Source organism: Streptomyces sp. NBC_00876 (assembly GCF_045207435.1).
Lineage (GTDB): Bacteria > Actinomycetota > Actinomycetes > Streptomycetales > Streptomycetaceae > Streptomyces.
On the sequence record NZ_CP108800.1, the window covers coordinates 7,050,128 to 7,064,458 of the forward strand.

A 14,331-nucleotide genomic window follows, 5' to 3' on the forward strand; every position below is an offset into this window, starting at 1 on the left:
GGCACATGCTCTTTCGCTGCCCCGTGGACCTGCTGATTGATAGCCTCGTCGGCCAGGGACCACGGGGGAGGCGCGCATGATGCCGCGGCTGGTGTTCGTGCACGGCATAGGCGGACTTCGGGACACCGGACGTGAACTGGCCGAGTGGACGGACGCGTTGGCGCGGGGCATGCGGGACGCCGGTCATCCGGAACGTGCCGCGCGCCTGAACGCCGAGGGCGCGGGCGGCGTTTCGCTGGCGTACTACGCCGACCTGTTCGTGCAGCCCGAGGCCCAGGGCGCCGGCGAGGTGGCCGGCGAAGGGGCGGCGGAGCAGATCCTCGCGGATCTGCTCGTGGAACTGGTGGCCGCGCTCGGCTCCGAGCACTCCGGGAGCACGGCCCCCCGGGACGGTGCCTGGCAGCGCCGCGAGAGGATTCTGGCCCACGCGAGCGCCGAGGCCGAGACCGCCGGCCAGGCCCAGGGGGGCATGTCCGTGCTGCGCAGGGCGCTGAACGTGGCGACCACCCTCATGGCGCTCAAACCGTGGCGCGGCGTCGCCCACTGGGCGACGCCCAAGCTGATGGTCAGGGACCTCGCCCAGGTGTCCCGCTACCTGGCGCGCGGGGAGAGCGACGCCTCCGGGGTGACGCTGGACGCCCGGATCCGCCGTCGCCTGCACGAGGCGCTGGGGGACGAGCCCGCCGTCGTGGTCGCACACTCCCTCGGCACCGTCGTGGCCCTGGAGGCCCTGCACGGCCACCCGGAGCGCGTCCCGTTGCTCGTCACACTCGGCTCACCGCTGTCGATGCGCACGGTCGTCCGGCCCAGGCTGTTACCGCAGCCGCCGAGCACCCCGGGGACCGTCGAGCGCTGGCTGAACTTCTGGGACAAGGACGACATCATCGCCGTACGGCCGCACCTCGAGCGGGACATCGTTCCCAACGCGTCCGGCGTGGGCCCCCGCAGCCGCCGGACCGACGCGGACGGGGTCTGGGTCCACTCCGCGGGCAAGTATCTGGCCCAAGCGGCCGTCGCCGGGCCCGTCGCACAAGCACTGGCGTCGGCAGAGCGCCGGACCGCCTCATGAGTGAGGGGCCCCGCCGCCACCTTCTGGTCCTCGCGCCCCAGTGCGCGTCGATGCTGCACCTCACCCGTCTCACCGAAGCGGCCTCCGCGCTCCATGCCGCCCTGGGCCACGCGGAGCTGGGCGGCTGCGATCCGGCTCTTCCCGGCGGCCGTTCCCTGTTCGCCGGCGAACCGCTCACGAGCAACTGGATCCGGATGCTGATCCGCGAGGCGATCCAGCACGCCGCGGATTGCCGGGCGTCACTCGTACTGGCTCTGCTGGGGCACGGGTTCGTCCCCGGAAGCACGAACCGGATGTACCTGATGGGTGCCGACTCCACGGAGGACGCGACCGAGAGCGCGGTCGACGTCGGTGAACTCCTCGCGGCCGCCGCGAACAAGGCCGGCATCCCCAGCGTGCTCGGCATCATCGACACCTGCCACGCGGCCGGCGCACTGCCCCCGGCGCAGGAACTCGCGGCGGGAGCGGGCAACGGCAGCACCAGGCTCGCCGTCCTCATGGCCTCCTCGCTCGGACAGCCGGCGGTCGACCTCTCGTTCTCCAGGGCTCTCGCCGGCCTGATCCGGGAGGGCCTGCCGGGGGCCGGACCCGTGCTGAGGGTGGACGACGTCAAGCAGGAAGTGAGCCGCCTCTGCGTCGGGCAGAACGTGACGCTGGCCCAGCACGACGGTGATCCCTTCGCGACGGAGCACATCTGGGTCGCTCGCAACCGGCGTGATCAGGACACCGACCCCGGCGGTCTCCTCGGACCGCTGGCGCGCGAGGAACTCACCGAGGCGTTCGGCGCACTCGGCACCGGTACACCGCCCCTGGGTGCGGTGGGCGACATGGCCTCGGTACTCGACAGCCTCGCGTCGCTCAAGGGACTCCCGCAGTCCGCGGCCCGTGACCGGACGGTCGTCGCCGTGGACTGCCGGCTCATCGCGATGCGGACCGTGGTGTTCCTCCGCGACTGGCTCGGCGGCGAGCTGACGACGGCCCGGCTGCGCCACGCCCTGCGCGTCCTGCTCGCATCGGAACGGCGCACCCTCGCGGCCCCCGTACCCGAGTTCACCGACGTCGCCATCCTGGACCGGCTGGCCTTCGACTTCCCGATCGCCCGCAAGAGCTGCCGGCCCTCGGTCGCCGAGTTCGTGGTGCGCCTCGCCCTCGCGTCGGGCAAGGACCTCGACGCCCCGGAACTGCACGTGTGGGCGCGTTCGGTGCATGCGCAGCAGGAGCTCAACGACGCGGTGACCAAGGTGCTGGACGACCGGGAGGACCAGCAGCTGAGGCTGGCCGTCAGCCTCGACTCCTCACTCACCGGCGGCTGGCCGGAAGCCGTCAGCGCGTGGCTGCTCCAGGACGGGGAACTCCTCGACCGGCAGGACTTCGGCTGTCCCACGGTGGACAGGGAAGGGGCCGAGGCCGCCATCGAGGAGGCGGCGATCTGGGCGGAGGGCCATGCGGAGGCGCTGGGACGGCGACTGCGGTGGCTCGATGTCGCCGCGCCGAGCGGTGTACTGCTGGAATGGCGGCCGGAGGAGGCGGGGGAGAGCCTGCGCTTCGGGGTGCAGTACGACGTCGTGGTGCACTGGAGCCGCCGGCTCGCCCCGGATCCGCTGCTGCGGCGTATCCAGGGCGCGTTGAACGAGCGCTGGGAGGAGATCGCCGCCTGTACGGGCGTACCCGTCGACTGGCTGGACGACTCCGACACGGCCGACCGGCCGCCGTTGCGGGACCGGTTGCGCGACGGCCGCTACCGGCGGGGCATCGGCCTGATGCACCGGACGGGAATCGACGACCAGCTCATGGAGATCCTGCTGTCCTACACCCCGGTGCTGCTGTGGCCCCGGGGGGCCGAGGGATTCCCCGCCGACCGGCACGGCTGTCTGGAACCGCAGTGGCTGACCATGCCGGAAGGGCTCGGCCACGCCTACCAGCGGCGGTGGCGCGGCGAGTACGCGGGTCACTTCGCCGATCTCCGCGCCGTGTGGGACGACCGCGCGTGGCTGAATTTCTGCCGGCTCGTCAGGTCCACCGTTCCTCCCGTCCAGAACACGATCAAGGAAGCCTCATGACCTGGAATCCGTACTACCGAGGTGACGGCGTGGTGAGGGAGGACACCCGGCTGCCCGACCCGCCGCCGTGGCGCACGTTTCCCCGTACTTCCGGCGCCGACGTGTTCCAGCCCCCGGAAGGACTCGTCGACGCGGTCAACGCCGCCCTCGCCCTGCGCCGGCCCCTGCTGGTCACCGGAAGTCCGGGCACGGGCAAGTCCACCGTGATCGAACAGGTGGCGGTGGAGCTGGCGCTGGGTCCGGTGCTGCGCTGGCACGTGACCTCGCGCAGCACACTGGCGGACGCGCTCTACCACTACGACGCCCTGGGACGCATCCACGCCCACCGGCTGCAACAGGAGAAGGCGCGCGCCGGTGAGACGGATACCGGCACGGACGACATCGCGGCGTTCATGTCACTGGGCCCCCTGGGAACGGCGCTGCTGCCGTCGGACCGGCCGCGTGCGCTCCTGATCGACGAGATCGACAAGGCCGATCTGGACCTGCCCGGGGACCTGCTCGACGTCCTGGAGCGCGGTGTGTTCCGCATCGAGGAACTGCGGCGCGAAGGGCAGGAGGTCGCGCACCTGCGCATGTCCGGTGAGGACGCGAAGTATCCCGTACGCGGCGGGCTCGTCCAGTGCACCGAGTTCCCGTTCATCGTGATGACGAGCAACGGGGAGCAGGAGCTGCCCGCGCCGTTCCTGCGCCGCTGTCTGCGCTACACCATGCCGCGCCCCACGGCGGCGCTCGTCCGGGAGGTCGTGCGCGGGCATCTGCAGCTGGACGTGCCCGGTTCGGGCCCGCTCGCCGACCTCGTCGACGACTTCGTGCGCCGCGTCGGCGACGGCGAACACGTCGCGATCGACCAACTGCTCAGCACCCTTCATCTGCTGGACGGAGCGCAGAAGCCGGAGGCGGCGGAGCGCGGCGCACTCATCGGACTGCTGATGAAGAACCTGTCCGGTGCCTGACCGGACCGGTGGGCTGGACGCCGTCGTCGACACGCTCCTGGGTCTGGACCGCGGCCTCGACGCGGTGGCCATCGCCGAGATCCTCTGGCTCGCGGCCCGGGAGGACGGCCCCGCGTCCGGCCGCGGCACACCGGCCGACGGCGCCGGGCGGCAGGAGGACGCGCAGGCCGGTGAGCCCGCCGCCGGGCAGCCGGCGCAGCCGGCCGAGGCCGCACGGCGCAGCCCGCTGCACACTCCCTGGGCGGAGGGGTCGCGCACGCCGGGGGGAACCGAGGTGTCGCTTCCCCGGGCCGGCTCCCTGCCGCGCAGCAGGGAACTGGCCCGGGCACTGAAGCCGCTGAAACGCCCCTGGCGGCGCGGCCGCCGGCAGCGGCTGGACATCGCGGCGACGGTCGACGACTACGTACGCGCCGGTGAGCTCACCCCGGTGTTCTCCGACGAACCGGAGCGCTGGTTCGACGCGACCGTGGTCATCGACCGGTCACCCACCATGAGGGTGTGGAGCGATACGGCGGACGAACTGGTGCGGCTGCTGGCACGCACCGGTGTGTTCCGCACCCTGCGGGTCCGGGACCTCTACGTGGACGGGGCCGCCCCGGCCCTGCACGGCCCTCTGGGCCAGCGGGTCACGGAGGGCGGCGGAAGATCGGCCCAGCCGCGGCGGCTGATGCTCGTTCTCTCCGACTGGGCGTCGGCCGCGTGGCGCGACGGCGCGCAGTGGAAGCAGCTCCGCACCTGGGCGGTGTCCATGCCCACCGTCCTGCTCAACCCGCTGCCCCCCAAGATCTGGCGGCACGCGGGGATGAGCCTTCCCGCCGTCCGGGTGGTCTCGCCCGGGACGCCCGGTGTGCACAATGCCCGGTTACGGTTCACCACCACGCTCCTGATGGAGCAGGCGTTTCCCGGGACGGCCGGCCGCGACTGGCTTCCGGTCCCGGTGAACGCGCTGTCGCCCCACGCCGTCGGCAGCTGGGCGCGCACCCTGATGCTGTCCGATCCGGCGGGCTGCGAAGCCCTGTTGCTGCCGGCGCCGGATCTCGTCGACCAGCTGGTGGAGCCGGAGGAGGAGGTACCGCGTAGCGGCCATGCCCTGACGGAGGCCTATCTGCACCGCGCCTCTCCGGCCGCGGTGCGGCTGGCGGTCCTGTGCTCGCTGTATCCGCAGGTGAGCATCGACATGCTGCGGGCCGTCCGGCGCAGCCTCGTACCGGAGGCGTCGTCGGCCGACCTGGCAGAGTTCGTCGTCGGCGGTCTCGTCACCGTGACCGAGGCCGCCCGCGACGGCGGGCCCCTGGTCCTGCGGTTCCGGGAGGGGGCGCGCGAGCAGCTCAAGCCCAGGCTCGGCGCCCGGGACGCCCGGCGCCTGCACAGCGCCCTGGACCGTTTCATCGGGAGCGGCTCCGCTTCCTCGGCCGGCCGCGTCCCGGCCGCCGCAGCGGGCAGGCTGCCCGCCGCCGCGATCCCGGTGGACCCCGAGCCGTTCGGCGAGGTGTCGGCCAGTGCGCTGCGGGCGCTGGGGTTCGTGGACGGGACGGCCGTGCCGGTGGACACCGCGTCCGGCGCGCCCGCCCCGGGGCCCGGGGCGGGCGCATCCGTCGCACCCCCGGAGGAGGAGCCCACCGTCGTGGAGGAGGGGTCCGCCGTTGCGGGGGACGAGGCGTCGGAGCCGTCCGCTCCTGGCGCGCTCCCCGGGAGCCCGGCTCGGCCGGTGCGAGCGCAGGAGCGGCTCCCGTACTTCTTCATGAGCTATGCGCACACACCGGGGTACGGCGGGGGAACGGACCCGGACATGTGGGTCGAGCGGCTGTTCCAGGACCTGAGCGGTCATGTGATGGCGATGACCGATCTTCCGGCGGGTGCCCCGGCCGGGTTCCTTGACCGGGAGATACGGTCCGGCGAGGGCTGGTCGGAGCGGCTCGGCGAGGTGCTCGCCACCTGCAGGGTGTTCGTTCCGCTTTTCTCACCGCGTTACTTCGCCAGCGAGATGTGCGGCAAGGAATGGTACGCGTTCGAGCAGCGCGTCATCCACCACCGGGCCCGGACGAACCGGCCCGCCTCGGCCATCGTTCCCGCGCTCTGGGTGCCGGTCCCGCCCAGCCAACTGCCGGGACCGGCCGAGCGGTTGCAGTTCAACCACAGTGATTTCGGGGAACGGTACGTCACGGACGGGCTCTACGGTCTGATCAAGCTGCGGCTGTTCGCCGAGGAGTACGAGCGGGCGGTCTACGAACTGGCGAAGCGCATCGTCCGCGTGGCCGACACCGCGGCTATCACCCCCGGCCGGCCGGTCGATTACCGTACTGCTCCCAGTGCGTTCGGGCCCCCGGGCGGAGGTGGGGCCTCCCGGCCGATGAAGATCACCATCGCCGCCCCCGCCCGCCATGATCTGCCCCGGGAGCGCAGCGCCGACTACTACGGGGACACCCCTCAGGACTGGAACCCGTACCACCCGGCCTCCGCCCGTCCGCTGGCGCAGCTGGCCGCGGACATCGTCCGCGCGCTCAACTACCAGCCCGTCATCGCCCCGTTCGACTGGGAATCGGCAGGGGAGGAACGAGCGGCGCAGCCCAGTACGCCGGAGATCCTCGTCCTCGACCGCTGGGTGCTTCGGGACGAGGAACGAAGGATGCGGCTCGCCGCCTATGACACGCAGGACCGGCCCTGGGTGTCCGTGGTCGTGCCCTGGAACCGTGAGGACCCCGAGAGCCGGGGCGCCGAGGCCGAGTTGACCGAGACGCTTGAGATGACGATGCCGGCGAGGATGAGGCAGGGGCGCACCTTCAGCCGTGCCGCAGCCAAAGGGGTGCCCAGTCTGGAGGCGTTCGGGCGGATTCTGCCCCAGGTGGTCGAGGCGGCCGCTCAGCAGTACCTGAGACATGCGGCGACCTATCCGCCGACGTATCCGCCGACGAGCGTGCGTGCCGACCGCAGCTCGTTCACGGCGTCGGACGGTGGCGATGTGTGGGCGACCGAGGACGGCACGCCCTAAATGGTCTGTACCTATTGACGAGTTGGTCCAGACCAATTACTTTCCCCTGTGCTCCATGGCGTCATGTTCACCTGCTCCCCCCACGGACCGCCTCATCGGTCCCTGTCCCAAGGGAGAACCATGCCCGAGCACGTGCCCCTCGGACGGAGAACGGCGACCGCGCTGCTCGCCGTCGTCGCACTCCTCCTCGCCCTGCTGTCCCTGCAGGCGGCCCCCGCCCACGCGGCCGGCAAACTGACGGCGACCTTCACCTCGGCCGACAACGGCCCGTGGTGGAAGGGGACCTACATCCTGCACAACGACACCGACACGGCCGTCACCGGCTGGAGCCTCGAATTCGACCTGCCGGCCGGGGTCGCGATCAGCTCCTCGTACAACGGAACGGTCACCACCCAGGGCAGCCACATCACCGCGGTCAACGCCCACTACAACGGTACGGTCGCGGCGCACTCCACCACCGAGCCGTACAGCTTCTGGTTCGTCGCCACCGGCCCGATCGCCGCACCTGTGGGCTGCCGGATCAACGGTGACAAGTGCGACGGCTCCGCCGACGCGCCGCCGGGCGCACCCGGCGGGCTGAAGCGGACCGATGTCACCGCGCGCACCGCCTCGCTGTCCTGGACGGCCGCCGCGGCGGGCGACTTCCCGGTGGCGTCGTACGACATCCTGGCGGGCGGCAAAGTGGTCGGTTCGGCCACCGCGACGACCTCCACCACGGTCACCGGTCTGACCCCGGCCACCGCCTACTCCTTCACCGTCCGGGCCAAGGACACCCGGGGCAACACCTCGGCCGAGAGCGCCCCGCTGGCCGTCACGACCGTAGACCCGGCCACCGACACGTCCCCGCCGACGGCCCCCGGCGCCCTGCACTCCACCGCGGCCGACTCCTCGTCCGTCACGCTGGCCTGGACCGCCTCCACGGACAACCAGCGCGTCGCCGCGTACGACATCTACCGGGGCGCCACCCCGGCCACCACGGTCTCCGGCACCACGACCACCGCCACCATCGGCGGCCTGTCGCCGTCCACCTCCTACACCTTCACGGTCAGGGCCCGTGACGCGGCGGACAACGCCTCGCCCGCGAGCAGCACCCTCACGGTGAAGACCGACGACATCGTCGGCGCCGGCAACTACGCGAAGGTCGGCTACTTCGTCCAGTGGGGGATCTACGGCCGTCAGTACTTCGTGAAGAACCTCCAGGACTCCGGGGCCGCCGGCAAGCTCGACATCGTCAACTACGCCTTCGCCAACATCGATCCCAACAACCTCACCTGCCTGAACGGCGTCACCAAGGGCACCACCGCCGACCCCCAGGACCCCGAGCAGGGGACCGGCGCCGGTGACGCGGACGCCGACTACGCCCGCCCGTTCAGCGCCGCCCAGTCCGTGGACGGAGTCGCGGACGACGGCTGGGGCAAACTGCGGGGCAACTTCAACCAGTTGAAGAAGCTGAAGAAGCTCCACCCGGACCTGAAGATCGTGGTCTCGCTCGGCGGCTGGACCTACTCCAAGTACTTCTCCGACGTCGCCGCCACCGACGCTGCCCGCAAGAAGTTCGTCTCCTCCTGCATCGACATGTACATCAAGGGCAACCTGCCCGAGTACGGCGGCGCCGGCGGCCCCGGCACCGCGGCGGGCATCTTCGACGGCTTCGACATCGACTGGGAGTGGCCGGGCACCGGCACCGGACACCCCGGCAACCACTACTCGCCGAACGACAAGGGCAACCTCACGCTGCTGCTCGCCGAGTTCCGCAAGCAGCTGGACGCCCTCGGCGGCGGTCACCGTCTCCTCACCGCCTTCACCCCCGCCGACCCGCAGAAGATCGGTGAGGGCTGGGACCTGTCCAAGGTCTTCGACTCCCTCGACGTGGCCAACGTCCAGGGCTACGACTTCCACGGCTCGGGCAGCGACAACTCCTGGGAGCCCAACCGCACCGGCCACCAGGCCAATCTCTACGCGGACACGCAGGACCCGTACGACTTCCACTTCAGCGCGGACGCCGCGATCAAGGCGTACACGGACGCGGGCGTCGAACCCCGCAAGCTTACCCTCGGCATCCCGTTCTACGGCAGGGGGTGGCAGGGCGTCACCGACGGAGGCGCGGCCGGTGAGTGGCAGCCCGCGGGCGGCGCCGCACCCGGCCAGTTCGCCGAGGAGGCCGGAACGCGCGGCTACTCCAACCTCATCGGCGCGTACCCGACGATGACGGTGCATCACGACGAGCAGTCCGTGTCGACGTACGGCTACACCGGAAACCAGTGGTGGTCCTTCGACGACACCTGGTCCATCGGCAGGAAGACGGCCTATGTGAAGGACAAGGGCCTGCTGGGCGTCATGGTCTGGGAGATGTCGGGGGACACCCCACAGGGAACCCTGCTCAACGCCCTCGACACCGGCCTGAAGTAGCGCGGCCGGTAACGGACCGTCCGGCCCGCGGAGTTCCGGCGGACTCCGCGGGCCGGTCATGTGCGCAGGGTGCCGGTGCTCCGGCGGGCGCCCGCGTGAGCGGTCACAGAATGATGCGGTCCCGCACCCATCGCAGACAGTCCTCGTCCGCGACGGGCAGCTCCTCGCCCGCCTGCCAGGGGTGCACGGCCAGCACGAGGTGGGTCAGATACCCGTAGGGCCCGCCGTCCTCGCGCGGGGCGAGCACGACGCCGTGCTCGCCCATGCGCCATATCCGGCACCGCAGATGAGGTCCCAGGCTGAGCCATCCGTCGGAGCGCAGCGTGCGCAGGGGCGGCCCGAGCTCGGCGGCGACGACGTCCGCCGCCCGGTCGAGCACGGCCTCGCACTCCGTTTCGGCGGGCGCCTCGAGATGGACCCAGCCCGGCAGCGCGGCCCAGTCCCCGACGATCTCGACGAGCTCGTCGTGATCGTACTCATCGGGATCCGGGGGGTCGACGGGATACGCCTCGCCGAACGTCAGGACCAGGGTGCACTCAGGATCGCCCAGCGGGGCGCCCTCGTACCACAGGACGTGGTGGTGCCTGGTGCGGACCGCATCGCTGACGAGCTCGGTGTACTCCCAGCCGAGTTCCTTCTCGCTGTACTCGTAGAACTCCTCCTCGGGCACGGCCGGCATGGCGGGAATGGCCATCAACTCCCTTACCGCGGTGGCCGAGAGAGGTGAGTGGGCGAGCGAATGGACGGGCATGGGCGCGGTCTCTCCCGGTCGATGCGTCACGGAGCGGCCCCAGCGGCCGACGCCGGGATGATCGCACGACGGGAGGGTGCAGCGCGGGCCGGGCGGGTTCTTCGCGCACCGGGCCGTGTTCGCTCCGGACATGGTCACGCCGCGGTAGCCAGTTCATGCGGAGGCGGCAACAAAACCGCAGGGCAGGGTGACCCGGCTGTTCGGCCACGGTCAGAATCGGCGGTGTCGCTTGAACATATGCCGGTCCTTCGGGCCGGTCTCGGGGGAAGAGGAACACAATATGAACTCGAAGACAGCCAGAGCCGGTTCAGTACGTCAGGCCCTGCGCGGAACTCTCATGGGGGCGGCCGTGGTCGCGGCCCTGCTGGCGGTCACCGCCTGCCAGCCCACCGGGGACGACGGCCAGGCCGCCACCCCGTCGGGCTCCGCCTCGGCGGGTGCGGGCGCGTCGAAGAGCGCCGAGCCCTCGGGCGACTCCGGCACCGGCAGCAACGGCGGGGGTGGCGAGGAGACCGGGGACAGCGGTGAGACCGGTGGTGGCAACGGCACCAAACACCAGGACTGCAAGTCCACGGACCTCAACACGGCGGTCGAGCTTCAGGACTCCGCCGGGGAGACCCCCCGTCACTTCATGCTGACTGTCACCAACGGCGGCACGTCACCGTGTGTCCTCAACGACGCGCCGCAGGTGCGGCTCGGAGCCGGGAACGACGCTCCGATCGTCGAGTCGCTCGGAGAGCCGGACACCGAACCCCTCGTCGTCGAGGGAGGCGGCAAGGCGTACGCCGGCCTGTACGTCTTCGGTAACGACGAGGGAGGCGAGGCGGAGTACGACCAGGCCGACCGGTTCACCGCCACCCTGGTCGCCGGTGAGGGCACCGAGCTCAGCGGCACCCTCATCTTCGACCTGCCCGGCGGTCTCGACTCCGTCTCCTACGACGACGCGGCACGGGTGAACGGCTGGGCAGGCACCGAGGGCCTGGCCATGCGCCCGATCAACGAGCTCTGACCGTTCCGTACGACGGCTTCTGCATCGTCGCGATACGGCTCTGCCCCCGGTGCCTGCGTGGCGCCGGGGGCAGAGCCGTGTGAGCGGGTGGCGTCAGCGCAGCTGCTCGTACGCCGGAAGCGTCAGGAAGTCCGCGTAGTCCTGGTCCAGGGAGACCTGGAGCAGCAGGTCGTGGGCCTGCTGCCACTTGCCGGCGGCGAAGGCCTCGTCGCCGATCTCGGTGCGGATCGCGGCCAGTTCCTCGGCCGCGACCTTGCGGGCCAGCTCCGCCGTGGCGTGCTCGCCGTTCTCGAAGACCACATCCGCGTTGATCCACTGCCAGATCTGCGAGCGCGAGATCTCGGCGGTGGCCGCGTCCTCCATCAGGTTGAAGATGGCGACCGCGCCCATGCCGCGCAGCCACGCCTCGATGTAACGGATGCCGACCGCGACGGCGTTGCGCAGTCCGTCGTAGGTGGGCTTGGCGTGCAGGGTGTCGATGGCGATCAGATCGCCCGCCGCCACCGAGACGTCCTCACGCAGGCGTTCCTTCTGGTTCGGCTTCTCGCCGAGGACCGCGTCGAAGGAGGCCATGGCGATCGGGACCAGGTCGGGGTGGGCGACCCAGGAGCCGTCGAAGCCGTCGTTCGCCTCGCGGTCCTTGTCCGCCTTGACCTTCTCGAACGCGACCTTGTTGACCTCGGCGTCGCGCCGGGACGGGATGAAGGCGGCCATGCCGCCGATCGCGTGGGCGCCGCGCTTGTGGCAGGTGCGGACGAGGAGTTCGGTGTACGCCCGCATGAACGGGGCGGTCATCGTCACCGCGTTGCGGTCCGGGAGGACGAACTTGGCGCCGCCGTCACGGAAGTTCTTGACGATGGAGAAGAGATAGTCCCAGCGGCCCGCGTTCAGCCCGGAGGCGTGGTCGCGGAGCTCGTAAAGGATCTCCTCCATCTCGTACGCGGCGGTGATCGTCTCGATCAGGACCGTCGCGCGGACCGTGCCCTGCGGGATGCCCACGTAGTCCTGGGCGAAGACGAAGATGTCGTTCCAGAGGCGGGCCTCCAGATGCGACTCCGTCTTCGGCAGATAGAAGTACGGGCCCTTGCCGAGGTCGATGAGGCGCTGGGCGTTGTGGAAGAAGTAGAGGCCGAAGTCGACCAGCGCGCCGGGCACCGGGGTGCCGTCGAGCTGGAGGTGGCGCTCGTCCAGATGCCAGCCGCGGGGGCGGGTGACGACCGTGGCGAGCTCGGCGGCCGGCTTGAGGGCGTAGGACTTGCCGGACTTCGGGTCGGTGAAGTCGATGGCACGGTTGTAGGCGTCGATCAGGTTGAGCTGGCCGAGGACGACGTTCTCCCATGTGGGGGCGGACGCGTCCTCGAAGTCGGCGAGCCAGACCCTGGCGCCCGAGTTCAGGGCGTTGATGGTCATCTTGCGGTCGGTCGGACCGGTGATCTCCACCCGGCGGTCGTTCAGAGCGGCGGGGGCCGGTGCGACCTTCCAGGAGTCGTCCGCACGGATCGCGGCGGTCTCCGGCAGGAAGTCCAGCGTGGAGGTGCGGGCGATCTCCGCGCGGCGCTCTCCGCGCCGGGCGAGCAGCTCGCCCCGCCGGGGCGTGAACCGGCGGTGCAGCTCGGCCACGAACGCGAGGGCCGCGGGGGTGAGGACCTCGTCCTGCCGGGGCAGGGGCTCGGCATCGACGATGGCCAGCGAGGACGGCGCTGGTGCGGACATGAGCTGTCACTCCTTCAGCGGGCGGTGCGGGCGGCTCTCACGGCCGCCGGGTCGCCTGGAACGGCACGGCGTGCCATGGCTCCGGGATACGGCCGTGGTCGCCGTCTGAGGTACAGAGGGCTTCTGACCAGTGGATAGTAGTTTCCTCATGGTGGAAGTTCAATGGTTTGTTGATGTCGAGATTCTCCGGGTCGACAGAAGTGGCCGACTGCTGGCGCAGAGTGCCAGTGCGCTCACTCGAGGTGGGTGAGGTCCTCCGGTGTGTCGATGTCGTACGCCTGAGCCACATCGGAACACTCGACGAGCGTGATCGCATCGCGGTGCGCCCGCAGATACGCCCGGGCGCCCTGATCGCCCACCGCGCCGGCCGCGATGTCCGTCCACAGATCCGCCCCGAACAGCACCGGATGACCGCGTTCCCCGGCGTACGAGGCCGCGGCGAGGCTCGTCCTGGAGCGGTACGCCGAGCGCACCCGCGCCACCGCCCGCGCACCGATGCCGGGCTGGTCGACCAGCAGGACGACGACCGCGTCCGCGCCCGAACCCGCGAGGGCGGCGAGCCCCGACCGCAGCGAGGAGCCCATGCCCTCGGTCCACTCCGGGTTGACGCTGACCGAGCAGCCGGACAGGTCCGCCCGGGCCCGCACCTCGTCGGCCGCCGCGCCGAGCACCACCTGGACCGGGCCGCAGCCGCCCTCCCGCAGGGTGCGTACCGCATGCTCCACCAGGAGGCCGCCGCGATGCTCCAGCAGGGCCTTCGGGCGGCCACCGAGACGGCGCCCGCCGCCCGCCGCGAGCAGCAGGCCGGCGACGACGGGGGAGGTGGAGGAAGGGGAACGCGGTGTGCTTGTCATGCCGACTGGATACCTCAGACCGGTCCGTTCGCGCACGGCTCGGGGCGCGCCTGCACACTGTGTCGTCGGCGGGACACTCCGAGTTCGGTCGGCGGAGTGGCGCACGACACCTTTCATGGCGTTAACTTGCCCGCACCCCTGGACACTTGAATACGGTTCGGGACTCGGTCGGAACACCGGCACAGAGATGTGCGAGGGGGAGTGCTTTGTTGAAGAGCGTGGGGCAGGCGCGGGTGACCGGCAGTGGTGAGGACCCGAGAGTGGCGGAGTTGCGCACGGCCGTTTCCCGGCTCCGTCGGGAGCTGGCCGGACACCCCGCGGAATTCCCCGACCGTGCGATCGCCGAGGACGAGCTGGCGGCGCTGGACGCGATGGCGCTCAGCGGCGCGCCGGAGATCCCCCGGCTCCGCCGTTCGCTGCTGCTGATCGCGGGGGCGATCGGTTCGGTGAGCGCCCTGGCGTCGGCGCTCAGGGACGTACGGATCGCCGTCGATCTCTTCGGCGAGCCGCCACGCCGCTGAAAG

The 14,331-nt window shown here is 71.1% G+C and carries 10 protein-coding genes; 7 read left to right on the top strand and 3 right to left on the bottom strand.

Translation table 11 applies throughout. The features are described from left to right. Window positions 1–76 precede the first annotated feature (76 nt). From OG782_RS30880 to OG782_RS30900, 5 genes are all read left to right on the top strand, one after another. Window positions 77–1,069, top strand: a complete 993-nt coding sequence (locus tag OG782_RS30880; RefSeq protein ID WP_406456572.1) for an alpha/beta fold hydrolase — start codon at window positions 77–79, stop codon at window positions 1,067–1,069. Next, on the top strand, window positions 1,066–3,129 hold the full coding sequence (locus OG782_RS30885) for a hypothetical protein (RefSeq protein ID WP_406456574.1): 2,064 nt from the start codon (window positions 1,066–1,068) through the stop codon (window positions 3,127–3,129). Before OG782_RS30880 ends, OG782_RS30885 begins: the two co-directional genes overlap by 4 nt. Then, complete coding sequence (locus tag OG782_RS30890) at window positions 3,126–4,082, top strand: AAA family ATPase (RefSeq protein ID WP_406456576.1); 957 nt, start codon at window positions 3,126–3,128, stop codon at window positions 4,080–4,082. Before OG782_RS30885 ends, OG782_RS30890 begins: the two co-directional genes overlap by 4 nt. Then, on the top strand, window positions 4,075–7,071 hold the full coding sequence (locus OG782_RS30895) for a TIR-like protein FxsC (protein ID WP_406456578.1): 2,997 nt from the start codon (window positions 4,075–4,077) through the stop codon (window positions 7,069–7,071). Before OG782_RS30890 ends, OG782_RS30895 begins: the two co-directional genes overlap by 8 nt. 120 nt (window positions 7,072–7,191) lie before the next feature. After that, window positions 7,192–9,480 carry a glycosyl hydrolase family 18 protein gene (locus OG782_RS30900; protein ID WP_406456580.1) on the top strand — a complete coding sequence of 763 codons (2,289 nt, stop codon included), beginning with the start codon at window positions 7,192–7,194 and terminating at the stop codon, window positions 9,478–9,480. 103 nt (window positions 9,481–9,583) lie between these two features. On the opposite strand, the gene OG782_RS30905 is transcribed toward OG782_RS30900, so the two are convergent. Beyond that, a complete protein-coding gene (locus OG782_RS30905) occupies window positions 9,584–10,231 on the bottom strand; it encodes a hypothetical protein (protein ID WP_406456582.1) in 648 nt (215 codons plus the stop codon). Between the two features lie 280 nt (window positions 10,232–10,511). Between OG782_RS30905 and OG782_RS30910 the strand changes: the two genes are divergently transcribed. Next, complete coding sequence (locus tag OG782_RS30910) at window positions 10,512–11,240, top strand: DUF4232 domain-containing protein (RefSeq protein ID WP_406456584.1); 729 nt, start codon at window positions 10,512–10,514, stop codon at window positions 11,238–11,240. A 93-nt stretch (window positions 11,241–11,333) separates the two neighbouring features. Here the strand turns inward: OG782_RS30910 and aceB are convergent, their stop codons facing one another. Then, window positions 11,334–12,953, bottom strand: coding sequence for a malate synthase A (gene aceB / locus OG782_RS30915; protein WP_406456586.1), 1,620 nt, complete (start codon window positions 12,951–12,953; stop codon window positions 11,334–11,336). A gap of 233 nt (window positions 12,954–13,186) precedes the next feature. Then, window positions 13,187–13,807: an NTP transferase domain-containing protein gene (locus OG782_RS30920; protein ID WP_406456588.1), complete on the bottom strand. Its 621-nt coding sequence runs from the start codon at window positions 13,805–13,807 to the stop codon at window positions 13,187–13,189. A 218-nt stretch (window positions 13,808–14,025) separates the two neighbouring features. On the opposite strand from OG782_RS30920, the gene OG782_RS30925 reads away from it, so the two are divergent. Then, the gene (locus OG782_RS30925; protein ID WP_406459360.1) at window positions 14,026–14,328 is read left to right on the top strand and encodes a DUF5955 family protein; all 303 of its coding nucleotides are present in this window, start codon (window positions 14,026–14,028) and stop codon (window positions 14,326–14,328) included. Window positions 14,329–14,331 lie beyond the last annotated feature (3 nt).

Excerpts from the sequence above, each read along its gene's own strand:
- OG782_RS30920 (WP_406456588.1), bottom strand. The coding sequence starts at position 13,807 with ATGACAAGCACACCGCGTTCCCCTTCCTCCACCTCCCCCGTCGTCGCC.
- OG782_RS30885 (WP_406456574.1), top strand. The coding sequence starts at position 1,066 with ATGAGTGAGGGGCCCCGCCGCCACCTTCTGGTCCTCGCGCCCCAGTGC.
- OG782_RS30910 (WP_406456584.1), top strand. The coding sequence starts at position 10,512 with ATGAACTCGAAGACAGCCAGAGCCGGTTCAGTACGTCAGGCCCTGCGC.
- OG782_RS30900 (WP_406456580.1), top strand. The coding sequence starts at position 7,192 with ATGCCCGAGCACGTGCCCCTCGGACGGAGAACGGCGACCGCGCTGCTC.
- OG782_RS30905 (WP_406456582.1), bottom strand. The coding sequence starts at position 10,231 with ATGCCCGTCCATTCGCTCGCCCACTCACCTCTCTCGGCCACCGCGGTA.
- OG782_RS30890 (WP_406456576.1), top strand. The coding sequence starts at position 3,126 with ATGACCTGGAATCCGTACTACCGAGGTGACGGCGTGGTGAGGGAGGAC.
- aceB (WP_406456586.1), bottom strand. The coding sequence starts at position 12,953 with ATGTCCGCACCAGCGCCGTCCTCGCTGGCCATCGTCGATGCCGAGCCC.
- OG782_RS30880 (WP_406456572.1), top strand. The coding sequence starts at position 77 with ATGATGCCGCGGCTGGTGTTCGTGCACGGCATAGGCGGACTTCGGGAC.